The 24,661-nt window shown below is 60.7% G+C and carries 22 protein-coding genes and 1 tRNA gene; 10 read left to right on the top strand and 13 right to left on the bottom strand.

The window, feature by feature from the left end; all coding sequences use genetic code 11:
* Window positions 1-219 precede the first annotated feature (219 nt).
* The 4 genes from DLM45_RS01305 to rpiA are packed head-to-tail and all read right to left on the bottom strand — an operon-like array spanning window position 220 to window position 3,643.
* Entirely contained in the window at window positions 220-975 is a 756-nt protein-coding gene (locus DLM45_RS01305) for an SDR family NAD(P)-dependent oxidoreductase (RefSeq protein ID WP_181335199.1), read from the bottom strand.
* A gap of 54 nt (window positions 976-1,029) precedes the next feature.
* Window positions 1,030-2,412, bottom strand: a complete 1,383-nt coding sequence (gene gor, locus DLM45_RS01310) for a glutathione-disulfide reductase (RefSeq protein WP_181335200.1) — start codon at window positions 2,410-2,412, stop codon at window positions 1,030-1,032.
* Between the two features lie 16 nt (window positions 2,413-2,428).
* Window positions 2,429-2,920 carry a DUF2059 domain-containing protein gene (locus DLM45_RS01315; RefSeq protein WP_181335201.1) on the bottom strand — a complete coding sequence of 164 codons (492 nt, stop codon included), beginning with the start codon at window positions 2,918-2,920 and terminating at the stop codon, window positions 2,429-2,431.
* Window positions 2,921-3,643: a ribose-5-phosphate isomerase RpiA gene (rpiA, locus tag DLM45_RS01320; RefSeq protein ID WP_181335202.1), complete on the bottom strand. Its 723-nt coding sequence runs from the start codon at window positions 3,641-3,643 to the stop codon at window positions 2,921-2,923.
* 156 nt (window positions 3,644-3,799) lie between these two features.
* Here rpiA and DLM45_RS01325 point away from each other — a divergent pair, with 156 nt between their 5' ends.
* Window positions 3,800-4,480 (top strand): HAD family hydrolase, encoded by a 681-nt coding sequence (locus DLM45_RS01325; RefSeq protein WP_181335203.1) that lies wholly within the window; start codon window positions 3,800-3,802, stop codon window positions 4,478-4,480.
* Here DLM45_RS01325 and DLM45_RS01330 read toward each other — a convergent pair.
* A complete protein-coding gene (locus tag DLM45_RS01330) occupies window positions 4,474-4,854 on the bottom strand; it encodes a DsrE family protein (protein ID WP_181335204.1) in 381 nt (126 codons plus the stop codon). The genes DLM45_RS01325 and DLM45_RS01330 overlap by 7 nt on opposite strands.
* A 68-nt stretch (window positions 4,855-4,922) precedes the next feature.
* The gene (locus DLM45_RS01335; RefSeq protein WP_181335205.1) at window positions 4,923-7,310 is read right to left on the bottom strand and encodes an efflux RND transporter permease subunit; all 2,388 of its coding nucleotides are present in this window, start codon (window positions 7,308-7,310) and stop codon (window positions 4,923-4,925) included.
* A gap of 258 nt (window positions 7,311-7,568) precedes the next feature.
* Between DLM45_RS01335 and DLM45_RS01340 the strand changes: the two genes are divergently transcribed.
* The 3 genes from DLM45_RS01340 (at window position 7,569) to msrA (ending at window position 9,152) form a co-directional block, all read left to right on the top strand.
* Window positions 7,569-7,643 (top strand) — tRNA-Val (locus DLM45_RS01340).
* 110 nt (window positions 7,644-7,753) lie between these two features.
* A complete protein-coding gene (locus DLM45_RS01345) occupies window positions 7,754-8,302 on the top strand; it encodes a BPSL1445 family SYLF domain-containing lipoprotein (protein WP_181335206.1) in 549 nt (182 codons plus the stop codon).
* A 103-nt stretch (window positions 8,303-8,405) separates the two neighbouring features.
* The gene (msrA, locus tag DLM45_RS01350) at window positions 8,406-9,152 is read left to right on the top strand and encodes a peptide-methionine (S)-S-oxide reductase MsrA (RefSeq protein WP_181335207.1); all 747 of its coding nucleotides are present in this window, start codon (window positions 8,406-8,408) and stop codon (window positions 9,150-9,152) included.
* Between the two features lie 24 nt (window positions 9,153-9,176).
* Here msrA and DLM45_RS01355 read toward each other — a convergent pair whose 3' ends face one another.
* Window positions 9,177-10,355 (bottom strand): type III PLP-dependent enzyme domain-containing protein, encoded by a 1,179-nt coding sequence (locus DLM45_RS01355; RefSeq protein ID WP_181335208.1) that lies wholly within the window; start codon window positions 10,353-10,355, stop codon window positions 9,177-9,179.
* A 242-nt stretch (window positions 10,356-10,597) separates the two neighbouring features.
* Window positions 10,598-12,904 (bottom strand): DUF4384 domain-containing protein, encoded by a 2,307-nt coding sequence (locus DLM45_RS01360; RefSeq protein WP_181335209.1) that lies wholly within the window; start codon window positions 12,902-12,904, stop codon window positions 10,598-10,600.
* 245 nt (window positions 12,905-13,149) lie between these two features.
* Between DLM45_RS01360 and DLM45_RS01365 the strand changes: the two genes are divergently transcribed.
* Both DLM45_RS01365 and DLM45_RS01370 read left to right on the top strand, forming a co-directional pair.
* On the top strand, window positions 13,150-14,913 hold the full coding sequence (locus DLM45_RS01365) for an ABC transporter ATP-binding protein (protein WP_181335210.1): 1,764 nt from the start codon (window positions 13,150-13,152) through the stop codon (window positions 14,911-14,913).
* Window positions 14,914-15,420: 507 nt separating this feature from the next.
* Window positions 15,421-16,302: an NAD(P)-dependent oxidoreductase gene (locus tag DLM45_RS01370; protein WP_181335211.1), complete on the top strand. Its 882-nt coding sequence runs from the start codon at window positions 15,421-15,423 to the stop codon at window positions 16,300-16,302.
* 10 nt (window positions 16,303-16,312) lie between these two features.
* Here the strand turns inward: DLM45_RS01370 and DLM45_RS01375 are convergent, their stop codons facing one another.
* The 3 genes from DLM45_RS01375 to DLM45_RS01385 all read right to left on the bottom strand — a co-directional run bounded on the left by DLM45_RS01375 (window position 16,313) and on the right by DLM45_RS01385 (window position 18,107).
* Window positions 16,313-16,813 (bottom strand): Lrp/AsnC family transcriptional regulator, encoded by a 501-nt coding sequence (locus DLM45_RS01375; protein ID WP_181338142.1) that lies wholly within the window; start codon window positions 16,811-16,813, stop codon window positions 16,313-16,315.
* A gap of 128 nt (window positions 16,814-16,941) precedes the next feature.
* Window positions 16,942-17,553, bottom strand: coding sequence for a glutathione S-transferase family protein (locus tag DLM45_RS01380; protein WP_181335212.1), 612 nt, complete (start codon window positions 17,551-17,553; stop codon window positions 16,942-16,944).
* A gap of 5 nt (window positions 17,554-17,558) precedes the next feature.
* Window positions 17,559-18,107: a thermonuclease family protein gene (locus DLM45_RS01385; RefSeq protein WP_181335213.1), complete on the bottom strand. Its 549-nt coding sequence runs from the start codon at window positions 18,105-18,107 to the stop codon at window positions 17,559-17,561.
* Between the two features lie 122 nt (window positions 18,108-18,229).
* Between DLM45_RS01385 and DLM45_RS01390 the strand changes: the two genes are divergently transcribed.
* The 4 genes from DLM45_RS01390 (at window position 18,230) to DLM45_RS01405 (ending at window position 22,787) form a co-directional block, all read left to right on the top strand.
* Entirely contained in the window at window positions 18,230-19,867 is a 1,638-nt protein-coding gene (locus DLM45_RS01390; protein ID WP_181335214.1) for a sensor histidine kinase, read from the top strand.
* A gap of 3 nt (window positions 19,868-19,870) precedes the next feature.
* A complete protein-coding gene (locus DLM45_RS01395) occupies window positions 19,871-20,566 on the top strand; it encodes a retropepsin-like aspartic protease family protein (protein WP_246317108.1) in 696 nt (231 codons plus the stop codon).
* A gap of 33 nt (window positions 20,567-20,599) precedes the next feature.
* On the top strand, window positions 20,600-21,175 hold the full coding sequence (locus DLM45_RS01400; RefSeq protein WP_181335215.1) for a retropepsin-like aspartic protease family protein: 576 nt from the start codon (window positions 20,600-20,602) through the stop codon (window positions 21,173-21,175).
* A 106-nt stretch (window positions 21,176-21,281) separates the two neighbouring features.
* The gene (locus DLM45_RS01405; protein ID WP_181335216.1) at window positions 21,282-22,787 is read left to right on the top strand and encodes a phosphomannomutase/phosphoglucomutase; all 1,506 of its coding nucleotides are present in this window, start codon (window positions 21,282-21,284) and stop codon (window positions 22,785-22,787) included.
* A gap of 29 nt (window positions 22,788-22,816) precedes the next feature.
* On the opposite strand, the gene DLM45_RS01410 is transcribed toward DLM45_RS01405, so the two are convergent.
* Both DLM45_RS01410 and dusA read right to left on the bottom strand, forming a co-directional pair.
* A complete protein-coding gene (locus DLM45_RS01410) occupies window positions 22,817-23,662 on the bottom strand; it encodes a sulfite exporter TauE/SafE family protein (RefSeq protein ID WP_343062224.1) in 846 nt (281 codons plus the stop codon).
* On the bottom strand, window positions 23,652-24,656 hold the full coding sequence (gene dusA / locus DLM45_RS01415) for a tRNA dihydrouridine(20/20a) synthase DusA (RefSeq protein WP_343062225.1): 1,005 nt from the start codon (window positions 24,654-24,656) through the stop codon (window positions 23,652-23,654). Before dusA ends, DLM45_RS01410 begins: the two co-directional genes overlap by 11 nt.
* Between the last annotated feature and the right edge of the window lie 5 nt (window positions 24,657-24,661).

Genomic DNA, 24,661 nt, shown 5'->3' on the forward strand with positions numbered 1-24,661 from the left:
CCTGAAGACAGGCCAACGCCCTTCTGCGTGGCCTGACATTCGCTCTATGTCGGGTTTATCCGCGGCTTATAAAAGATATCTCCGGAGCGCGCCAGAGAGGCGAAACAGTCCGGGGGCGCCAGAGAGACGGACTTTAGAGGCCCGCACCCATGCCGAGCTTTTGGTTGGCGCTGGCGACTCCCCGCTGGGGAGCCGGCCGCCAGCGCGATCGGCGGCGAATCAGAGCCCTGCACCCATACCGCCATCCACCGCGAGATCGGAGCCGGTGCAATACAGACTATCGTCGGAGGCAAAAAAGACAGCCGCGCCCGTCAGATCTTCCGGCTGGCCAAGGCGGCCCATCGGCGTTTTGTCGATCAACGCCTGCTTAACGGGCGGCAGCTTCAGCAGCCGATCTGTAATGGCGGTTTCGATATAGCCAGGCGAAATCGCGTTCACACGGACTTTGAAGGGGGCGTATTCGACCGCCAAGCCCTTCGTCAGCGCAGTGACTGCGCCCTTGGTTGCCGTGTAGGCCGCGAGTGGGCGCAGGCCACGGTCTGCCATGATCGACGAGATGTTAATGATGGTCGCCGAGGACGACTTCCTTAGAAGCGGGAGCGCGTCGCGGCAGAGCCGCAGGACGCCGTCAATGTTGACCTCGCGGAGCTTGGTCCAGTCGGCATCCGAGAGCTGGCGGACTTCGCCACGAACCAAAATGCCGGCGTTGTTTACCAGGATGTCTGCGTATCCGTGTTGACTGTCGACGTTGCGGATCAGGGCGGTGAGATCCTGGCCCTTCGAGACATCGACAACCATTGCGGTTGCAGCGCCGCCCTTCGCCTTGATGCCGGCGACCGTTTCTTCCGCCGTCTCGCCGTTGATATCGGTCACCCAGACGTGTGCGCCCTCAGCAGCAAAGCGTTCCGCGATCGCGCGGCCGATGCCGCCACCTGAACCGGTGACGATTGCGATTTTTCCGCTAAGCCGATTCATGGCGTCCTCATGGGGTCCGAACGGCGAGATCCATAGGCCTCCAGTGCGCTTCGATCAACCGGCGGCTTCGCCCGGAGCCACCCATTTTTCCCGCAAAGTTACGAGTTCTTCCGCGGCTGATGGATGCAGAGCCATCGTCTGATCGAAGTCAGCCTTCGTCGCCCCCAGGCGAACGGCAATCGCCGCCATCTGAACGATCTCGGCCGCGTCAGGACCGAATACGTGAACGCCGATCACTCGGTCGCTTGCCGCATCGACGACGACTTTCATCAGCATGCGTTCGTCGCGTCCGGCGACGATGGCCTTCATCGGACGGAAGCGGCCTTTGTAGATGTGGACGTCGCCGAACTGCGCGCGCGCCTCGTGCTCGCTGTAGCCAACGGTGCCGATCTCCGGCGTCGAGAAAACTGCCGTCGGTATCGTCGTGTAATCGACGGTCCATCGCTTGTTGCCGAAGACCGTGTCGGCAAAGGCATGGCCCTCACGGATGGCAACCGGCGTGAGCGCCACGCGATTGGTGACGTCGCCGACGGCATAGATCGAAGGGACCGAGGTCTGCGAGTCGGCCTCAACCACGACGGCACCCTGCCGATCGAGCTTTACACCTACCGTCTCCAATCCAAGAGAGGCTGTGTTCGGCGAGCGGCCGATTGCAAACATGATTGCGTCGGCTTCGAGCGCGCCGCCCTTCCGCAACTGGCCTGTCAGGCCTGCCGCGGATTTATCGATGCGCGTGAACACGTCGCCCGAAATGATGCGGATGCCGCGCGCGGCGAACGCAGCGGTTAGCCCGTCGCGCAGATCTTCATCGAAGCCACGCAGAATTTTCTCGCCGCGATAGATCAGCGTTACGTCCGCGCCGAGGCCGTTGAAAATCGCAGCAAACTCGACGGCAATGTAACCGCCGCCTGCGATGACGACGCGTCGTGGCAGCGTCTTCAGATTGAAGGCTTCGTTCGACGTGATGACGTGTTCGACGCCGGGAAGATTTGTGTCGACGTTGGGCGTGCCGCCCGTCGCGATCAAAATCGTCTTGGCGCAAATCGCACGGCCCGACTTTTCGAGGCGGATCTCGTTCGGCCCGCTGACGGTTGCGCGCTCGGCGAAGAGATCCACGTTATACTTCGCGAGCGTCTGGCCGTAGGCGGCTTCGAGCCTGCCGATCTCTTTGTCTTTTGCTGCGATCAGCGACGCCCAATCGAAGCGCGGCTCATCCAATGACCAGCCAAACCCGGCGGCATCTTCGAACTCATCGCGAAAGCGGCTGGCGTACACCAACAGCTTCTTCGGAACGCAGCCGCGGATCACGCAGGTTCCGCCGACGCGGTATTCCTCTGCGATAGCCACGCGTGCACCGTGGCTCGCGGCGATGCGCGCTGCACGGACCCCGCCGGAGCCCGCGCCAATGACAAACAGATCGTATACCGGATCGGCCATTCCGCTTGGCCGCGTCCTACTTCGCGCCGCCAGCGGGAGGCACGGCCGCCCTCATCTCCGCTGTGATCTTATCGCTGTATTTCATTCCGATGGCAGCGCCCTTCTGCATCAGTTCAGGCGTCATCGAAATGAACTTCGCGCCAGGGCCCGAACGATAGAAGTCTGCGACGGATTTCATTTCCTCGACGGTGAACGTCTGCGCGTAAAGCTCCGCGAAGTCCGTGATCATCTGATCTTTGTAGCTGAGGAGCTTCTTCATCGTCACATCGAACTCGGCCGAGAGTTTCTTACCGGCTTCGGAGTTGTCGGCATTCGCGCCTCTGGCGAAGCCCTTCGACATGGCGTCGACCATGCCGTCCATCTGCTTTGTCACGCCGGTCACTTCGAGGAGGTCGCGAGCGGCGGCGACGCGTGCGGGATCTACCGGTGGCGTCGCGTCGTCAGCGATGACAGGCGCAGCGAGGGCCACGGCAAAACAGAGCGCGAGGCCCAGGACGAGATTGCGCATTCATTCCTCCTCTTCGAAATCGGATTCGATTGCTGACAGAGTTTCGACGCCTTTCGGCCCGGCGATGATGCCAATGTCCGCGATGCCCAGGAAAAGGCCGCTCTCGACCACGCCGGGAACCAGCTTCAAAGCGTCGTCCAACGCTTCGGGATCGTCAATCTCGCCGAATGAGCAATCGAGAATATGGTTGCCATTGTCTGTAACGAAGGGTGCGCCGCCTGGGGCTGTACGCAGTTTTATTTCGCCTTCACAGCCGCTATCGGCCGCGAGGCGCTCAATAAGACTGCGCGACGAGCCGAGGCCGAATGGCACGACTTCGATGGGAAGCGGAAAGCGGCCGAGGACGTCCACGAGCTTGGTGCTGTCAGCGATGATTATGACGCGCGCCGAAGCGACGGCGACGATCTTTTCCCGCAGCAGCGCGCCGCCGCCACCTTTGATGAGGCGCAGGTCCTCGTCGATTTCGTCGGCTCCATCGACGGTCAGATCGAGAGCGGGATATTCGTCGAGGGTTGCAAGGGGGATGTTCAGCGCGGCCGCCTGCGCACGTGTCGCTTCCGACGTCGGCACGCAGATGACCTTCAGTCCGGCCTTCACGCGCTCGCCGAGCAGTTCGACGAATTTCGCTGCCGTCGAGCCTGTTCCGAGGCCGAGCTTCATTCCGTCTTCGACGTGCGCGAGCGCCTGCTCAGCCGCCTGGCGCTTCCACTCATCGCTGCTCATGCTGCCCCCTATCTGCCCGGCTCGCACCGCGGCGTTTTCCGGTGGCGAATGTCTAGGCCGCAGTTGGGGCCCTTTCAAGCCGCCGCCCGGTCTTTTGGGCCGCGGTGACATCCAAGGGTCGCACGGCTAGGCTAACCGACACATTTAGGGGGTATCATGAAGGGCTGGACAATCGTTTTCGATCTCGACGGGACCCTCGTCGATACGGCGCCGGACCTTGCCGAGGCGACGAATTACGTTCTTGGGACGCTTGGGCTCGAACGCATCAACGAACTCGAAATTCGCCCCTTCGTCGGACATGGCGCGCTTGCGATGATCGACGGCGCGGTGCGTGCGCATGGACGCAAACTGGGCGAACGCGAGCTGCACGATCTCTTCGAGGTCTTCCTTAGCTACTACACCGCGCACATCGCCGAACGGAGCGTTCCCTATCCGAATGTAGTCTCGACGCTCGTATCATTACAAGCCGCAGGGGCAACGCTCGCGGTATGTACGAACAAGATGGAGATGCAGGCGCGCGGCGTGCTCGAAGCGCTCAAGCTCGACGGGTATTTTGCGGCCCTCACCGGGCGCGACAGTCTTGGCGCGTATAAGCCCGACCCCAAACACCTGACCGGCACGATCGAGCGCGCAAACGGAGACGTTCGCCAGTCGATCATGGTTGGCGACAGCGAGACCGACATTCGCACCGCGAAGGCGGCCAATGTGCCCGTGGTTGCTGTCAGCTTCGGTTATAGCGTCGATCCCGTAGCGTCGTTCGGGCCGGATTGCATCATCGACGACTATCTCGAATTGCCGGCGGCGTTGGCGAAATTCGCAGGTGCGCCCCGTCAGTAAGTGAGGACTTTACTGTCGTTCGACATGATTTCTTCGATGAGATGCGCCGCGCCGAGCACGCCGCAGCATTCGGAGATCAAGTCGTCCTTGTGCATGTTGCAGATGTCGAGATCGGGCGCGAGGCAATAGAACTTCGCGCCCGCTGCGCGCGCCTCACGGATGAAATCATGGATCGAGCGCTTGCCGCCGCCGGGCTTGAGTTCGATCTCGACGGACGAGCCTTTGCACAGGATCTTCGCCGACCTTCCCGTGCAAACAACCTCGACTTGGTGAGACATTGCTGCGGCGACGGTTGCCTGGAAGATCGGTGCGCTTAGCGCCTCTCCGTCGGTTGGATCGACGTTCGCGAGAATAATGATCAGCTTCCGCGCCACTGCATCCTCACATTCCGCTGTGGAGGTGAGACTAGCCCGGCCTTTCCTTCAGTCGCAATGGGCGCGGGCTAGAAATGCTTGCTGATGTAGCGGCGGTAGACAAGAATCGTCGCTGGCAGAAAGACGAGGTCTGCGAAAAGCGAAGCGATCAACGTGACGCTGCAGACGAAGCCGAACAGCCGGAGAGACGGAAGCTCCGAGAAGATCGTGACGCCCAATCCAAAGGCAAGCACGATCGTCGTCAGGATGATCGCTGGGCCGACAAGAACGCGAGCGTGCCTGATCGCGTCCTCTGGCGTGACGCCGGGCCCTTCTTCCAGACGCAGACGGTTGAGGAAGTGGATCAGCGCATCGACGCCGAGACCGAAGGTCACGAGTAGCGCGACGACGGACGCGAATTCGAGTCCGCCCCCCAAAAGCCAGAGTAACGCACCAGACGCTACGACCGGGAACAGTCCCGGAAGCAAGCTGATGACGCCGACGAACGGCGAACGGAACGCCACCGCGAGCAATAGCCCCGCAACCAGCACGCACAGCGGAATGCTCTCGTCGAGCTGCGAGATCATGCGATAGCTGTTGCGGGCGGCGAGCGCTGGCAGCCCGGTAACCGAAATCTCGTACTCCGGATGCGCCTGTCGAATCGGGTCCAGTGCGTGATCGACGGATTTCACCACTGGCAGGATCTGGCTGGCATCGACGTCCGGCAAACGGCCCGTAACAAGAACCGCGTCTTCCTTCTCATCGATGAAGCGGCGGACGAGATGCTTGGGCAGCAAATTCACGTATTTTTTGATGGTCTCGACGTTGTCGCCGCCCATCTCACGCAGCCAGCGCCGCAGACTTTCGAGCGACCAGACGTTTCCGAGGCCCGCCGCCTTTTCGAGCGCCTCGTGCGTTTCCTTTATCACTTGAAGCGTCGCCGGGTCGTAAAGGCTGGCGCCATTCTTCCACTGGATCATGACGTGGAACGGATTGGCACCCGTCAACTTGCTGTCGATCCGGCCCGTGGCGGCCAGCGCCTGCTCGCGGTCTGGCACCTGATCGGCGAGGCGATACCTCGGCTCGAGCTGGAGGTGGAGATACGCGAAGAGCGAAAATAGCCCGACGAAGGCCAGCGTATAAAGACCGGCATGTTTCACCACGCGATCCACGATGCCACCGACGAAATTGCCGAGGCTGTCCATCATGCCATCGGCGGGCGTCACGTCACGCGCAAGCTGATCCTCGTTGCGGATAAACAGCAGCGCCAGGATCGGAAGCACCACGATCACGGCAATGAACGAAATACAGACAGCCATCGCCCCGGCTTCGCCGAAGGCGCGGATGAGACCGGATTCGGAGAATAGCAACGCCAGGAACGACAAGAGCGCTGCGCCATGCGCCAGCACGCACGCGGGGCCCACAACGTTGATGGCAAAGCGCACGGCTTCGAGCTTGTTGTCGCCTTCGCGCAGTCGAATGCGAATGGCCGAGACCATCTGCATGCTGTCTGCGAAGCCCATCACCATGATGAGCGGCGTCATAACGTTGAGGAACAAGTTGAGCTTGAAGTGTAGCCAACCGAGAAGGCCAAGCGACCAGACGACCGCGATCACCGGCGGCAATGCAGCCACCAGCATCAGCGATACGCGACGGAAGAAGATCGCTGCGATCACTGCGCCGAACAACAGGCCAAATCCGTTATAGACGATCTGGTCGCGCTCGACGGCGTTGCGGATTTCGAGCTGCATGACCGGAGCGCCAGCCAGCTTGACCGAAAGCCCGGCGGGGTTGAGGTCTTGACGTGCGACTTCTTCAATCTCACCGATGACGGACTTGGCGGATTTTTCTTCCACCACCGCGCGGTCGAGAGCCAGCACGATCATCGCAAGCTGGCCGTCCTCGGACAGGAATTTGCCTTTGACGATGTCATTGGCCTTCAGCGCCGCGATCATCTCGTCGAACGCCTTCCCCTCCGGCAAATCGTCGGGGACGACGGGCGGCGCGTAACCGGTTGGATCGGGGTGGCCGCGCGCGGAAAGCATCGAGACGATGCCTGCCACGCCGTCGGCAAGTTGTAGATCGGCAGCGGCTGCCGCGAAGGCCGTGAGCCCCTCGTGCGTCAGCAGGTTCTTCCCTTCGACGACGACCAGAACGTCGTATTCGCTCGAGGGGAAGCGCTTGTCGATTTCCTCGTATGTTTTAAATTCGGGCGTATTGGTGCGGAACAGCTCCGACAGGCTGTCGTCAACGCGGAGGTTGAGAAGGCCGAAAGCGGCGATCGCCGTTACGATGAGCGCCAGGATCGCCGTCAAGACCGGAGACTTCAGCCCGATCAGACCTAACTTGTTCAAGCCCAGCGAGAATGGGAAGGCGCGTTTCTGATCCGCGGGCGTCAACCGTCCCTCCCAATCTTCGACCTCGTGCGAAGTCCAAAGCTCCGCCTTCTGTCGGGTGATATCCCAGCGGGGAGACATGCCATTGAAGAGTGGGCGAAGGCAAGGCAGCGTGGCCCAATAGGCACGGTCAAAGCCTCAGCTTTCCGGGTATTCGCTGCTTACGCTTGTCGAACGGCAAGCACGTAGGACCAGCGGCGATTCTCCTGGAGGAGATCGCTAGTCCGACGGGCGCGTCATCCGTTCGCGAATACGATCTGGCGTCCCGGCGGATTCGCGCCTCTTCGGATGGCTTGACAGTCCGAGGCGGCCCCTCCCATAAGGGCGGTTCTTCGGTCCGGGCGGTTAGCTCAGCGGTAGAGCACACGCTTCACACGCGTGGGGTCATAGGTTCAATCCCTATACCGCCCACCATTTAACCAAAAATCGATCGACAGAATTTGCTCACTCTGTGGGCGGAGCACCGAATTTGGCCACGAAGCAGAGCCAGGACTGCGGCGGGACGGCCATCGTGGGAGAGAATCATGTCCATTAAAGGCTTCGCTTGTCTGCTCTTGACGCTCTTTGCCGTTGCGGCAGCGGCGCCTCAGAGCCAGGCGGCTTCAGCGCGCGAGATCGACGCTGGCGTTGACGAGACGCTGGACCGGTTCTTCTACAAGGTCGGCGGCGCGCGCGAACTGGCGCACAAGGCCGTGGGCATTCTGGTGTTCCCGTCGATCGTCAAGGCAGGCTTCGGCGTTGGCGGGGAATACGGCGAAGGCGCGCTGCGCGTTCACGGCCGCACTGCCGGGTATTACAATTCCATCTCGGCATCGTTCGGCTTTCAGCTTGGCGTTCAGGCGCGGTCCGTCATCATCATGTTCATGACCGACTCGGCCCTGAACCAGTTCCGTAAGACCGCGGGCTGGAAAGTCGGCGTCGATGGATCGATCGCGATCATCACGGTTGGCGCGGGCGGCTCGATCGACACGAACAAGGTCACGAGCCCCGTCGTCGGCTTCATTCTCGATCCCACGGGACTGATGTATAATCTGACGCTTGAAGGCTCAAAGATCTCGCGCATCCGGAAATAGCGCGTAACGCTCGTTCCATCGCGGGCGTATGAAACTGGGCGATCGTCGCGCGCGTGAAGGGCGCGGCGGGCCAGCCCAGATTCAAGCGTCAGGAGCGAAGCACATGGCGAAAGCGCCCGCATTCTCCCGTATTTTCAGCAGCCGCGGCCGATCAATCGCGGTTGCGGCGCTGGCAGCGGTCTCAGTGTTCGCGGCCTATCATGTTTCCAATCTTTCGGCCGAAGACGCGCGGGCGGTGCCGCCTCCCCTCGTGGATGAACCGGTGAACGCGGCCGCCTCCAGCGAAACGGCTGTTTTTGCGGGCGGGTGCTTCTGGGGCGTGCAAGGCGTTTTCCAGCATGTTGCCGGAGTTCGGAATGCCGTCTCCGGGTATGCGGGCGGAAACGCCGACACGGCCAAGTACGAGAAGGTAGGCCTCGGCGACACGGGGCACGCAGAATCCGTCAGCGTGACGTTCGATCCGCGCGAAATCAGTTACGGCAAACTTCTGCAGATCTATTTCTCGGTCGCGCACGATCCGACGGAACTCAATCGCCAAGGCCCGGACCACGGCACGCAGTACCGCTCGACGATCTTCCCGACATCTGCCGAGCAGGAGAAAGTTGCTCGCGCCTACATTGCGCAGCTCGGCGCAGCGAAGGTCTTTCCCGATACGATCAAGACAACGGTCGAGACCGGCAAAGTCTTCTACCCCGCAGAGGCGTATCATCAGGATTTCCTGACGCGCAATCCGCGCTACGCGTACATCGTCATCAACGACCTGCCGAAGATCGCAGCGCTGAAGCGCGTCTTCGCCCAATCCTATCGCGCGGATCCAGTTTTAGTGGCGCAGTCATCGCAGTCGCACTGATGGCGACCGCGGCGTCCGTAAGCGTCAGGCGTTCTTTGCAACCGGCTCGAGATCGTTGGTGTAAATCGAGTACATCGGCTCATCCTGCAGGATGACGTCGATGTATTCGCCGTAGCCGTTGAAGCGCGTAGCGAGCGCGCGGCCGTATGCGCCGATGTTGCCGATCTCGATGTAGTCGCCTTCGCGAACCGATGCCGGCAGCATGAAGGGTCCCTTCATCCGATCGATCGAGTCACACGTCGGTCCCCAGAGCTCGAAAGGCTCGAGCGGCTCGTTCGGGTCGAGGCCCGCGCGGATCAAGCGAACCGGAAAGACGAAACCCATGTTCGCGCTATCGAACAGCGCGCCATAACCGCCGTCATTGATGAATAGCTGGTTGCCCGACTTCCGCAGATCGACCTTGACGATCAAGCTCTCGGCTTCGGCGACAAGCGCGCGGCCGGGTTCGCATATCAAACGGCAATGTTCGGTAACCGGCATCTTTGCCATCGACGCCTTTATGACTTCGATGAAGTCCGAAAGACGCGCAGGAACGCTGTCGGTATAGCGCGAGGGAAAGCCGCCTCCGATATCGATACCGTCGACGACGACGCCCGCCTTGACGATGAGTTTTTTGACTTCATCGAATGCCATGGCATAGGCGTCCGGCGTCGTTGTCTGCGAGCCGACGTGGAAGGTGATGCCGAGTTCGTCCGCCACCTGGCGCGCCTTGACGAGCAAGCGCTGCGCCTTTTGTCCTGTGATGCCGAACTTATGCTCCAGCGGCACGCGGCTGTTCTTGGCCGGAACCGAGATGCGCACGAACAGCTCCAGGTCTTTCGCGCCATCCGTTTCTTCGACGATCTTTTGCAGTTCGTCTTCGGTGTCGAGCGCAAAGCACTTGATGTCATAGTCGAAGTAAGCGCGACGGATCGCGTAGCGCGATTTGACCGGGTGCATGAAATGCAGGCGCACGCCGGGGATCGTTGCAGCGTCTTCAAGCTCGGCAACGGAGGCAACGTCAAACTGCGTGATGCCGGCGCCGTAGAGCGCGCCGAGCAGAAACACCGAGCTATTGGCCTTGTAGGCGTAAGCCACTTCGCCGGGGAAATTGTTGATGAACCAGCGCGCGGCGCGAGCCGCCGCATGAGGGCGCGCGGCCAAAACCGGACTGTCCGGCTTCAGTTCCGTCACCATCTCGAGTGCGGTTGCAAATTTCTCCATCGCGAGCGTCTACCTTGTAAGCGAAAGCGGGTTCAAACCGGGCTGTCGGTGATCGGGAGTCGGTACTCCCACAAAGTTCGTGCATTTAGGATCGGCGGACCCCCATGTAAAGACATTCCGGCGAAAGACTTTAACAGGCCAAAGGGCTTCCGCGCCAAAGCGGAAATACGAGCGCCATTTGTGCGGTTTCATGACGATTTCGCAAAACGCGGCACTCAGACCGCCGATGAGCGACCAGCGCGTCACTTTTGGCCGAGGATCAGCACCGCGCGTCCGTCACGCAAAGCAACGCCGCCGGTATCGATGTCCGGGCGCCTCGGCTCGATGCGCTCTCCGCTGTCCACGCGGCGGCGCAACGCTCCCGACCGGGCAATGCGCGCGCGTTCGGCCTTCTCGGGGCTCAAGCGCATCTCGGCTTCGGTGACGAGCGTGTCCTGGATGAAGTTCTCCCAGTTCCCAAGCGCGGTGAACCGCTGACGCTCGAAGTCATGCTCAATCCCGATCGGTGGCGTGGCGCTGGTCGAGCAGCGGCCAAGCAGCGTCTCGCTGCCTTCCGATTTGAAGCGAAGTTGGAACGGCGCGGCTTTTCCCGGAATGCTGATCGGCTTGGCAGCCGTCAAACGATTGTCGCGTTCGAAATCGTTTGGAAACAAGATCGTCGCGATGCCCGCTGCGTCGACGCTGATTACAGTGAGATAACAGTCGTTATCGGCTTCGGCCTTGACCGTGATCAGGTCTCCGGGGACGGGACGCGGTTTATCGAACCAGAGGCTGAGACCAATTTCGGTTTTCTCGTCGCGCAGGAAGCCGCCGAATGACGATTGCCGCGGTTCGTCGATCCCTTGCAGAAGTGCGAACAGACGGTCGAGTTCGGGACGCGACAACACTCCGTGCAGCAGACGGCGAGCCAGCGGTGCGGCCTGCCCTTTTGCAGCAGCCAGTTCGCGCATGAAGGCGTCTCGCTCCTGGCCGGTTTCGCTCAGCGCCGATTCAAAGTCCGCATCTTCGCGGTATCGCCGCGCCAGCCCCTGGATCAATTCTTCGCCGCGTATGCGCAGGTTCAAATCGATGCCAACTGTTTTGGCTGCGGCCTGGAAGTTTTCCGTTCCGCCCAGCATCAAAAGTGCATTCTCGCTATCGGTCGCATAGAGCGGAAGCGCAGTTGCGCGGATCGGACTTCGCGGTGCGCTTGCATCCGTCGGGCCTGCGGACTTGAATTCGTCGATCGCGGCAACGAGCCCTTGCGTATGGCAGGCCTGACATTTGCCACCTGCCCGAGTCGTCGGCTCGATCGCATCGGCCTCAGCGCCAGCGTAAAGTTTTTCAATTCCGGGCAGCACACGGTCGACGCGATGTCCTTGAGCATCGAAGAGCGCGTAGGCATAAAATCCATTCGGCAGCGTGTAGATGACACGCACTTCGTCGTGCCGGAACGGCTCCGGATTGTCGCTCGCAGACTTCGGCCCGTGCGGATGCTCGAAGATGTCCTGATCGCCTGTGGCGGTCGCAAAATCGTACACCAACCAGAGTCCGCCACGTGCGCCGGGGTGGCGCTCGATCAGACGGTTCGCGCGGGTGACGGCGCTTGTCCGTCTGGCAATGCGGCGCGCGGCTCCGGATTTGATATCGGCGGCGATATCGACACCGTTTGCCTCAGCCAGATCGGATAGCTTCGCCGGCGTATCGAGCAACTCGTAATACAGCGGTGCTTCGATCGTGGCGGCGAGCCAATCTCCGTTGACGATCGCGACGTTCGTGCCCGCGGTTTTCGTAATGGCATCATCGAACGGGCGAACGAGAGTCGGCGGATAGCTGCGCGCGATGCGTTCCCAGCGCTCCGGTGTCCAGCCAATGTCGGCGAGGCGGAACGAATAAACGGTGCCCGCGGCGTCGAGCGAGGTCAGCTTCACCGGACGCGACGCATGCGAGACGCCGTTGATGAGCTTGTTCAGCGCTTGGCCATATGCCGCCATGTCCGCGTCTGAGGTGCATGCGTTGTAGAGGTGAACAAGCGAGATAAAGCGAACGTCGCCGCCCTGATCGCGTTCAAGCCGCTGCGCATCCCGAAGCATACGGGCAACGTCGGCGCTCTTTACCGGATGACGTAACGGGCATGTTGCGACGTCCGGCGCGAGATCCTTGATCCATTCGCGAACAGCCTGAATTTCTTCCGGCTGAGGTTCTGCCGTTCCAGTCGAATAGAGATCGAGCGGTGCGTGGCGGGCTTCGAACACTTCGTAAAGGCGCGATGCGTCTGGCAGACCGGGCTTCACCACCACCGGATCGCGCGCCAGAACATCAAGCGACAGAATATCGGCGAGGCCGCCCGAGGCGAGCGGACGTTCGAGGCGTCCGGCCTGATGGCAGCGTGAGCAGTATGTTTCAATAACGGTGTATGCCTTGGCGGCGCGCGCCTCTTCCGGCCGCGGCGGAACACCAACGGACGACGCATTCACGGGAGCGCTATTCTGCGCGAGGGCGCCTTTCGCACCGACGCAAAGGACGACGAGCAGGCCAAGCGTCAGCGCCGTGACCGAAATCACGTTCATTACACGTGTGCAACGCAATGAGTTTCTCGCCACTCGTCCCCGCCCCCGGCAACCGCTTCTGCATTAGCCGCCGGTCGGGGCACCATAGTGGCGCGGCGGCGGAAACAACAGGATTCAGCGCCACGCTATTCACGGGCCGTTTGCCCGAAGCGCAGTGCCGCGACGAATTGCGCGGCGTTTCTCCTGAACCGCCGACCGTCGCGCTTGTTAGCCCGAAAAGCTTGCGACCGGACACGGGAGACCGCATGCGAGACTTGTCCGCCTATGCGAACCATCCTTTTCGCTTCATCCGATCCGTTATCGGTGGCTACTTCTGGAGCCACGTCGCTATCGGGCTCGCCGTTCTTGGCGCGGTGACGTGTTCCGTTTCAACGCAGTACGGGTTGAAGCACCTCGTCGATTCACTTTCGGATCCCGCGCGCCACGCTGGCGTTTGGTTGGCGTTCTTCCTTCTGGTGTCGCTCATCGCGGCCGACAATCTGTTCTGGCGGATCGCCGCGTGGCTCTGCCATTCGACCTATGTCGGCGTATCCGGAAGCGTACGGCGAAAGCTGTTCCGCCACCTCACCGGCCATGCACCGAGCTTCTTCGCCAGCCAGGCGCCAGGCGCTCTCACGAGCCGCATCACGGCGACGTCGAACGCGCTTTACATGACCGAAACGATGGTGACGTTCAACGTGCTGCCGCCGCTGATCGCGACGGTGGTGGCAATCATTTATCTCGCGACCGTCAGCGTCGGCATGGCTGCTTCGTTGACAGCGGCTGTCGCGGTTGTTGTCTGCATCATTTTCTATTGGGCCGCTCGCGGGACGCCGCATCATCACGCCTACGCCCGCGCGGCGGCCAGTGTTGATGGCGACATGATCGATGTCGTCTCCAATATTTCCATCGTCAAATCATTTGGGCGATTGCGCAGCGAGCACTGCCGCCTCGGTTCCGTGATCGGCCAGGAAATGCGCGCACGGAAGACAAGCCTCTACTTCCTCGAAAAGCTGCGTATCTTCCACGCCGCGAGCACCGCTTTGCTCATGTGCGGCGTGCTCGCTTGGGCGATTTCGCTTTGGCAATCCGGGCGCGCAACGCCGGGCGATGTGGTTTTGGTCAGCACGCTTGGATTGTCGATCCTGTGCGCGACCCGCGATCTTGCGGTTGCTCTTGTGGACGTCACGCAGCATCTCGCGCGCTTCTCGGAAGCGCTGCGCACGCTGCTCGTTCGGCATACGCTCATCGCGCCGACCGTTGGCGTCGGACCGGCTCATTCGCGTGGCGTCGTGGAATTTCGCGATGTCCACTTCGGCTATCCCGATGGCGGCGACGTTTTCAGCGGATTGAATTTCCGCGTTGAGGCTGGAAGCCGCGTCGGCATCGTCGGTCCATCTGGCGCGGGCAAATCGACCATCTTCTCCCTCATGCAGCGCTTTTACGACAAGCAGGGCGGCGCAATCTTGATCAATGGGCAGGAGAACGCCGCGATGCCCGATGCCGCGCTCCGACGCGCTATCGCCGTGGTGCCGCAGGATGTCAGCCTCTTCCATCGCAGTCTGCGGGAGAACATCCGTTACGGCCGCCCGGACGCGACGGACGCGGAGGTTTGGGATGCCGCGAGAACGGCGCGCTGCTTCGACTTCATCGAGAGGCTTCCCGAAGGCCTCGATACGATCGTCGGCGACCGGGGTGCCAAGCTTTCCGGCGGACAGCGCCAGCGCATCGCGATAGCCCGCGCGTTTCTGAAAGATGCGCCGATCCTTCTGCTCGACGAAGCGACGTCGGCCCTCGACGCAGAGTCTGAAGAAATGATCCGCGAGGCGTTGTCGACCTTGATGACCGGCCGGACCGTGCTCGCCATAGCGCATCGCTTATCGACGTTGCGGAGCTTCGACCGGATCATGGTGATCCAGGATGGCGAAGTGGTGCAGGACGGCCGACCCGATGCCCTGCTCCGTCGTGGTGGCGCTTATAAATCTCTCGTCGATCTCGAAGTGCGCCGACTGCACTGCGTAGCCGCGTAAGTCACACGCCAAGTCACCCGTTAACGTCTCGTTAAGAGACGTAAAGAACTCGTTAAATCTACGATATGCGCGTTAGCGATGGTGCGACATGACCTTCGACTGAAAACCAAAACTCAGTTACAAGAAACTTACTCGATTGAATTCAAGGCGGACGGCGATGGACTTCAAATCGACATATGACCGAGACGCGAGGTTTCAGCGAATTGCCCATACGTGCACGATGCTCTGCCTTTGTTTGACGGGCGGCATCATGCTTGCGACGCTCATCCTTTCTCCAGCGAACACGTCTGAAGCGAACATGGTTTCGATTTCTCAACGCTAACAGTTTTTGACGATCACTCCCCCCTACCGATCCAAACTCCGGCCCTGCGATAACCTCGCGGGGCCTTTTTCATTCCCATCGGGCATGGCACCGTCGGGCAAACGGCCGCGACGGCATGGACGGGTAAAGGCGGTATAAGCGCTGCGGCGCGCCAAGGCGGCCGCAGCAACGAGGGGGTTAACAGGATGGCAAAAGTTGCGTGGCTCGGGCTTGGTGTCATGGGTTACCCTATGGCCGGGCATTTGAAGCGCCGCGGCGGCCATGACCTCGTCGTTTATAATCGCTCCGCCGCCAAGGCCGAGCGTTGGCGCGATGAATTCGGCGGCGAGATTGCCGAGACGCCCGCCTTGGCTGCGCGCGGATGCGACGCGGTGTTTGCGTGCGTTGGCAACGATGACGACGTGCGCGCGGTGACGACTGGACCGGACGGCGCATTTCAGACGATGACAGGCGGCGCGGTCTTCATCGATCATACGACCACGTCCGCAGACGTCGCGCGCGAATTGGCTAAAGCCGCGCACGGACGCGGTCTCAGCTTCCTCGATTGTCCGGTGTCGGGCGGTCAGGCGGGCGCAGAAGGCGGTGTGCTGACCGTTATGGCCGGGGGCGATGACGCAGCTTTTGCCAAAGTCGAGCCGCTGATTGCGTGCTTTGCGCGCTCGATCCGGTTGATGGGCCAATCTGGCTCTGGGCAGCTAGCGAAGATGGCGAACCAGATCGCTGTCGCGGGCGTGGTTCAGGGCCTATCAGAAGCGATCAATTTTGCGGAGCGCGCGGGCCTCGACGTCGAAGCGTTGATTGCGACGATTTCGAAAGGCGCGGCTCAATCCTGGCAGATGGAAAACCGCTGGCGAACGATGCACGATCGTGAGTTCGAGTTCGGCTTCGCGGTCGATTGGATACGCAAAGATTTGGGGATCTGCCTTGAGGAAGGCGCGCGCAACGGCGCCGATCTTCCCATCACGCGCCTGATCGACACGTTCTATGCCGAAGTGCAGGCGCTCGGCGGCGGGCGTTGGGATACGTCGAGCCTCATCGCCCGTCTCAAACCGCAAACGCCCGAATAGACTCTTGCGCTCAGGCCGGGACGGTCTGTGGCGAGTTCGCCTCGCGCTTTGGCAGTGCAAACTGAAGCGGGAGCGCGGTGGTATATTTGATCTGTTCCATCGCGAACGCGGATGACACCTTCGCGATAGCAATGCGCGAAATGAGCTTTTTGTAAAAGGCGTCATAGGCGGCGATGTCTGGCACCGCTACCCGCAGCAGATAGTCGATGTCTCCGGACATGCGATAGAATTCCACGACCTCGGGGAATTCGGCGACGGCGACATGAAATTTTTCGAGCCAGTCGAGCGAGTGTTTGTCGGTTTTGATCGAGACGAACACCGTGACGCCCGCATTGACCTGCTGAGCATCCAAAATTGCAACACGTCGCTGGATGACGCCAGCTTCCTCAAGTTTTTGAACCCGGCGCCAACAGGGCGTCGTCGATAGTCCGACCTCTTTGCCGATCTCAGCTACTGCGCGCGTGCAGTCCTGCTGCAGAATGCGCAATATCTTGACATCCATTTCATCCAGCATCCGGCGTCTCCGAAATCTCTTTTTTTATTTTTGGCTGCTTTTAGATTTCAATTCTCTTTTACAGCCCCTGTCAACCAGTGGTCCGGTCGGATTTTTCCCTCATACCGGGAAAGACTTTCCCCAGATCATGCGGAGGCGGATGATCGCGACGAGACCTCAGAATACCAACGCATGACGTGCTGAAATCCTTCGGCACTTCCTGCGCGTGCCGGCTTCATAAAATCGATTGCGACGAGCAGTGTGATATCGGCGATGGAATACGCATCGCCAGCGAGATAACGACTCTCTCCAAGACGGGTGTTCAGCCGCGCCAACTCAGCTTCCGTCTTCGCGCGGTTTGCTTCTCCCCATGAGGCCACTTGCGGCACCTCGAGGTGAGCGATCTTCGGATGAAGATGGCGGAACACGGCTGTGACTGCATTGAAAAGCCCGAGTTCCGCGCGGCGATTCCACATTTCGACTTGAGCCTTCCCAAACGCGCCACTGCCGAACAATGCGGGCTCCGGGTACATCTCTTCAAAGTACCGGCAGATCGCGACGGACTCGGCAATGGTGCGCCCGTCGTCAAGCACGAGCACGGGCACGCGCTGCCAGGGGTTCAGATCCACGAAGTCCGGAGAGGATAAGTTCTCCGTCATCATGTTGCGCTCTTCGCGCGGAACATCGATGCCTTTTTCCGCTAGGAAGATGGAGACGCGCCTCGGATTTGGTGCACGGTGCGTTTCGATGATCCGCATGGGCGTCATGATCCCGAATTTTTCTGGTGTTCGTCGCGCCACGCACGCGGCATCTGAAACTCGGCTCCCCAAAGGCCCTTCCGTGCCGCCTTTGCCTGCGCTTCTTCGCTGCGAAAGCCACCATACGACACGGCCATTCCCGCGGCGACCATTCCAGCGTTCAGTTCGCGCGATCCAGCTCTGCAATTTGCGAGCAGGCGGCCGAAGCGGTCACGCTCGCTCACGCTGCAAACGACCGTGTCGCCACCGATGAGCTGACGCAGCGTGTCACGAGCAGCATCGCCGCAATTCCAGGGGGTGCCATCGCGGCGGCATGTCTGACGGCCTTCCGGCGCGTCAATTCCTTTCAGTCGAACCTCGTCGCCGCCGACGCGGAGGCTGTCGCCATCAATCGGGTGACCTCTCCCCTCAATCGAGGGCGGGAACGGATCGTCCTGACCGGGGTGTCGGCTGACGTTTCGACCGAATATCAGGACAAGCGCAGCGAACAGCAGGATCGCCCCCTGGCGTAGGATTTGCCGCTGCCGGTACCTGGGAATTCGCGAAATTCTCATTGTTCTTCTTAGCAGTTTGGCAGGTTTTAAGCCTTGCTTTAACCAATTGGCGTCAATTTACGGCGGTCGCGGGCCCTCATCGGGTTGCTGCGACGATGCACTATGGATTGGCGGCTAACACAATGCACGACGGTAGCGAAAGCGTCGAACGGAGGATTAAAAGTCCACCGTCCCCGCTGCGACCGGCGCGATCCCGCCAGACGGACGAACTCAAATCGTTTCGTGACCGTCTTGCACATGGAACCACGCATAAGCCCGAGTTCGAATACGAACTGCTGACGATGTTCGCGCGCAACGAAACAAGCGCGCCGTTCGCCATGCCTGCGCTGTGCTTTATCTTTTATATCGCTTCGATGTTTTGGGCGTCCTTCATCGAAGCGACGGTATGGATCGCGGTTGTCTCGATCACGCGCGTTTACATGCTCGATCAGTGCCGCCGGTTGCTCTCGATCCCGCGCAGCGAAGTCAACGTCGGACAATGGCGGCGGCATTTCATCCGTATCGAGCTGATCAACGGACTGGCCCTCGCCGCATTCGCTCTGATCGGCATCACCATGACGCCGCTCGCGCAATCCAATCCGGCGACCTTCTCCTCGCATGTTTTCATTTTCGCGACGTTGATGGTCGTCTTGGCGATCCGCATGACGTTCGCATCGACGCTGCCGGGCCTCTTCCTCGCGGGCACAGTGCCGATGACGCTGGCCGTCACTGGCCGGTTGTTCACGCTGAACGAGCCATTCTACTTCGCGCTCGCATCGATGGCTGTCGGCATTCACGTCTTCTTTGTTTATCTGGCGCGCGGTCTCCACTCGACGGCGCTCTCGATGGTCGAATATCGCGCCGAGAAGGACAACCTGATCTCCGTATTGGAAGAAGCGAGCGCCATTTCCGATGAAGCGCGGCGCCGCGCAGAAGCCGCCAACAAAGCCAAGTCGCGCTTTCTCGCGACGATGAGTCATGAACTTCGCACACCGCTCAACGCAATCATGGGCTTTTCGGAAGTGATGGAGAAAGAGCTGCTCGGGCCGATCGGCAGCGAGACGTATCGCGAATACGTGCGCAATATCTACGATAGCGGCGATCATCTGTTGTCGATCATCAACGAGATTCTCGATCTCTCGCGCATCGAGGCAGGCCGTTACGACATCAACGAAGAGTCAATTCGTCTGACCGACATCGCCGAAGACTGCCAGCGTTTGGTGAAGATCAAGGCGGGCGCTAAATCGCTGCAGATCATTGAGGACTTTGCGCCGGACCTCTCCCCGGTCTGGGCCGATCCGCGCGCTATGCGGCAGATCTGCCTGAACCTGCTTTCCAACGCGCTGAAATTTACCCCGAAGAACGGCCGCATCACGATCTCGGTCGGACATACGGATGACGGCGGGCAGTACCTGAGCGTTGCGGACACCGGACCCGGAATTCCCAAAAACGAGATCCCGCGCGTGCTGCAGGCGTTCGGCCAGGGTTCGCTCGCGCATGAAACAGCCGAGGGCGGAACGGGTCTCGGTTTGCCGATCGTGCAGAACCTCATTCAACTGCACGGCGGTACGTTCGATCTCCAATCGGAGCTGCGCAAGGGCACTGAAGTGACGGTGACGCTGCCGCGCCAGCGCATTCTCAATCCAATCTCGCCGTTGCAGCCGCTCGGACAAGAGCGCCACCGCGATCCCGCTCCGCGGCCGCTAAGGCAGGGACGCATACGGGCGGCTTCGCCCTACGGTGCAGCAGCGGTTTCGAACCGGGTTGTTGGGGAGGCCTGACGCATGCCGATGTTCCTTATTCTCGTCGCCATCATCGCCGCGATTGGCAGCGCGGTTTGGGTTGCGGTGTTGAACGGCACGAACCTTGAAACGCTTCAGGGTCCACCTATTGCAGCGGTCGTCGTCGGCGCGTTGATCGTTCTCTATCTCCTGTCGTTGCATGGCGAGCGAAGCGAACGGCGCTTTGGCCGTTTGCCGATCTTCCTTGCGCTTGGCCTTGCCATTGCCGTTGCCGCGTTCACCCTTTCGATCGACCGCCCCATAATGTTGGCCGATTTCTTCAAGCCCGCCACGGCCGACATCGACGACAATCCGCTCGCGCAGCGCGCGCCAGCGTCCGTTCTCATCCGGAAAACGGATGCCGGTTTTGTGGCGAATGGCGATGTGAACGGTCAGACGCTTACGATGCTGATCGACAGCGGTGCGTCGACGGTCGTGCTCAAGCAATCCGACGCAGAGAAGGCGGGCATCGACGTGAGCCGTCTGACATTCGAGATGCCGTTGAAGACGGCCAATGGCGTCACGTATCTGGCGCCCGTTCGTTTGAAGACGGTGCACGTTGGCCAGATTTCGGTTTACGACGTCGAGGCGCTCGTCGCCAAACCCGGAACGCTTAACGAAAACTTGCTCGGTATGAGTTTCTTAAGGCGTCTCGTATCCTATCAGGTCGCCGGAGACTTCGTCACGCTTCGGCAATAGGCGTCCTTTCAACAGCGCAACTAGGCCCCGGTTATGTCTTCGGCGACGTCCAGTCTCTTTGTCTCCGTAGCTCTGGCTGCGATCGGCGCTACCGGCCTCGCTTACACGCTTGCGCATCCGGGTATTCTCGCGCGCGTCCTCACCCCGGTAAGCGAACGAACGATGCAAGCGCCCGCAACGGTCGACGGCGGCGAGGTTGGCGAGGATGACTCCAGTGCATCCCGCCCTGGCCAGCTCCCCGGATCGGCGGTCATCCAGGCGGGCGCCTACGGACATTTCGATACGGATGCGGAGATCAACGGGCGTTCGGTTCCCGTCATGGTCGATACCGGCGCTTCTCTCGTTGCGCTCACCTATGAGGACGCGGCGCGGCTCGGGATATTCTTGAAGCCCCGGGATTTCAGCCACACGGCCAAGACCGCCAACGGACTGGCGCGTGTTGCGTCCATCACGCTGGACCGGATCAGCATCGGCGACATTACGGTGCGGCGTGTGCCCGCAGTCGTTTCCGAGCAGGGGAAATCCGAGAAAACGCTGCTGGGTATGTCATTTTTAGGACGGCTTTCCAGCGTTGAAATGCGCTCAGGAACCCTAGTGCTCCAAGAGTAGTTCAACTAAATCTCTCTCCCCAACAAAGGGAATTTCGCGCGCCCGGCGCTGGTCGGTACTTCGCATGCCGCCAACGTGTGGGATTATCAGTCATCGGGATGGATTCATGCTGCCGAAGCCTCGTGCCGACCTCAAGCCCAATACCGCGGACTTTGAGCGCTTTCCTCTCGTCAAGCCGACGGGATTTCGCGAATACGACGCACGCTGGCTATTTCCCGATGAAATCAATCTTATGGGGCTCAATGCCGTTGGCCTCGGCATGGCGACGCTGTTCACCCGTCGCGGAGTGCCGCGCCGCATCGTGGTTGGACACGACTACCGGTGGTATTCAGGCGCCGTAAAACAGGCGCTGATGACCGGACTGCTGGCGGGCGGATGTGAAGTTCACGACATCGGCTTGGCGCTTTCGCCGATGGCTTATTTTGCGCAATTCGAACTCGACGTCGAAGGCGTGGCGATGGTCACCGCCAGCCACAACGACAATGGCTGGACCGGAATCAAGATGGGGCTTTCGCGCCCGTTGACCTTCGGGCCCGACGATATGTCGGAATTGAAAGAGATCGTACTTTCCGGTGACTTTGAGACGCGCGCTGGCGGCCGCTACGTTTTTGTGCCCGACATGGCGGAACGCTACATCAAATCACTCACGAACCGGCCGAAACTAAAGCGGCGTCTGAAGGTCGTTGCGGCGTCAGGCAATGGCACGGCGGGCGCATTTGCGCCGCAAGTTCTCGAAGCCCTCGGATGCGAGGTGATCCCGCTCAACGCCGAACTCGATCACTCTTTCCCGAACCACAATCCCAATCCCGAAGACATGAAGATGCTCAACGCGGTTTCCGCCAAGGTTCTGGAAACTGGCGCTGACGTTGGTCTTGCGTTCGATGGCGATGGAGACCGCTGCGGCGTGGTCGCAAACGACGGACACGAGATCTTCGCGGACAAAGTCGGCGTGATGTTGGCGCGCGATATCTCATCATTGCATAAGAATGCGACGTTTGTCGTCGATGTCAAATCAACAGGGCTGTTCACGACCGATCCGGTGCTTATCGCGAATGGTGCGAAGACCACGTATTGGAAAACGGGACACAGCTACATCAAGCGCTTCAACTTCGAGAATAAGACGCTCGTCGGGTTTGAAAAGTCAGGTCACTTCTTCTTCAACACGCCGCTTGGCCGGGGTTATGACGACGGGATCGTCTCAGCGCTGGCTGTTTGCGATATGCTCGATCGCAATCCGGACAAGACAGTTGCGGATCTTCGTGACGCGCTTCCGAAGACCTGGGGCTCTCCAACGATGTCGCCGCACTGCGATGACGATAAGAAGTACGATATCGTTGCGCGCGTGACAGAGCATTATCAGCGTCAGATGGAGTCCGGTGGGCAAGTCGCAGGGCAGTCCATTCGCGATCTCATCACCGTCAACGGTGTGCGCGTGATGCTGGCTGACGGGACATGGGGACTTGTGCGCGCCTCGTCCAATAAGCCGGAACTCGTCGTTGTGGTCGAAAGCCCGACGTCGGAAGCCAACATGAAGGCGATCTTCCGCGACATCGATCAGCAGCTTTCGCGCTTCCCGGAAGTTGGTGCGTACAATCAGAAGATCGCTGTTTGATGGGCGCTGGCCACTCCGCTGCGCGGGGCTTAGGCTAACAGAGTCCAGAGAAAGCGCGAGACGACGCAGATCAGAAATGCGGCGAACGCGAGTTCAAGCGTACGCTTCGGGATGCCGTGAGCGACACGCACCCCGAGCGGCGCGGCGAGGACACCAAGCGGCGCAACCAAAAGCGCGCCAGCGTTGACGTATCCGAGTGAATACGGCGGCAAACCGGGTTCACCCCAACCCGCGATCATGTATCCAACGAGCCCTGGCAACGCGATGATCGGTCCGATGCCGGTCGCAGTCGCAACCGCGCGGAGAAGCGGCCGGCCATAAAGCGTCAACAGCGGAACGGTGAACGTCGCGCCGCCGATGCCCATCAGCGTCGACGCCGCGCCGATGAAGAAGCCGCCGGTCTCAAGCCAGGGCCGGGGTGGCAACGTGTCGGCGATCCGCCAGTCATCCCGTCCGAGCACCATCTTGATTGCGAGCGCGCTGCCGAACACCACCCAGATCCAGCGGAGCGCAACGCTGTCGGCGTGATCTGCGATGACAACGCCGAGCAATACGCCGAAGAACACCCACGGCCCCATGCGCCAGACGATATCCATATCGACAGACCCACGTGCTCGGAATGCGGAAAACGAGGTCAAGACTGTCGGCGCGATGACGCCGAGCGTGGTGCCGAGCGTCACGTGCATGCGGATGTCTTCCGGCACACCGAGCGCGCCGAAGACCTCGTAGAGCACCGGCACGAGGATGCCGCCGCCACCGATCCCGAGGACGCCGGAGAGAAACCCGCCGAGCAACCCTGCTGCAACGAGCAGCAGAACCAAACCCACAACGCTTTCCGTCGGCATCGCCGCCAGCATTGGCAGGCTAAGCTGCACGCGCGTCCCCTTCGGCTGTCCGGCCGAATTCCGCGAGTTCGATCGCAGCGCGAAGCACGTCGACCGTTGCTTCGGATTCAGTTGCGCGTTCGCTCAACAGCCGGCGGAAGGCGCGGCCACGCGGACGACCATGATAAAGGCCAAGAACGTGGCGTGTGACGTTCGACAAGCGGCCTCCCCGGCCGATGTGCTCTTCGACATACGGAATGAGCGCCGCCAGCGCTTCTCCGCGCGTCGGGGCGGCGGATGCTTCGCCGAAGATGACACGATCGACATCGGCAAGGATGGCGGGGTTCTGATACGCAGCACGGCCGAGCATGACGCCGTCAACGTGCTGCAAGTGAGCGACCGCCTCGTCAATCGAATTGATCCCGCCATTGATCACGATCGTCAATTCGGGATGCGCCTCCTTCAATCGGTAGACGCGTTCGAAATTCAGCGGCGGGACTTCACGATTTTCTTTCGGCGAGAGTCCCTTCAGCCAAGCCTTGCGCGCGTGCACGACAAACGTCGTGCAGCCAGCTGCCGCGACTGTATCGACGAAATGGCTTAGCGACTCGTCCTCATCCTGATTGTCGATTCCGATCCGGCATTTGACGGTGACGGGCAACGTCTGGCTTGCGCGCATCGCGCTGACGCAGCGCGCGACAAGATCCGGCTCCGCCATCAAGCATGCGCCGAAGCGGCCTTCCTGCACGCGGTCAGATGGGCAACCGACGTTGAGATTGATTTCGTCGTAACCGAAGTCCGCGCCGATCGCGGCGGCTTCAGCGAGCTTCGCCGGATCGGAGCCACCGAGTTGCAGTGCCAGAGGATGCTCGCACTCCGAAAACCCAAGCAGGCGCTCGCGCTTTCCGTGAATGATCGCCTCGGCCGTGACCATCTCCGTATAAAGCAGCGCGCGCCGCGTCAGCTGGCGATGAAACACGCGCGCATGTCTATCGGTCCAGTCCATCATCGGGGCCACACAGAATCTATGCGCTTGAAATTGCACCGATT

This window comes from Hyphomicrobium methylovorum, assembly GCF_013626205.1.
Taxonomy (GTDB): domain Bacteria; phylum Pseudomonadota; class Alphaproteobacteria; order Rhizobiales; family Hyphomicrobiaceae; genus Hyphomicrobium_B; species Hyphomicrobium_B methylovorum.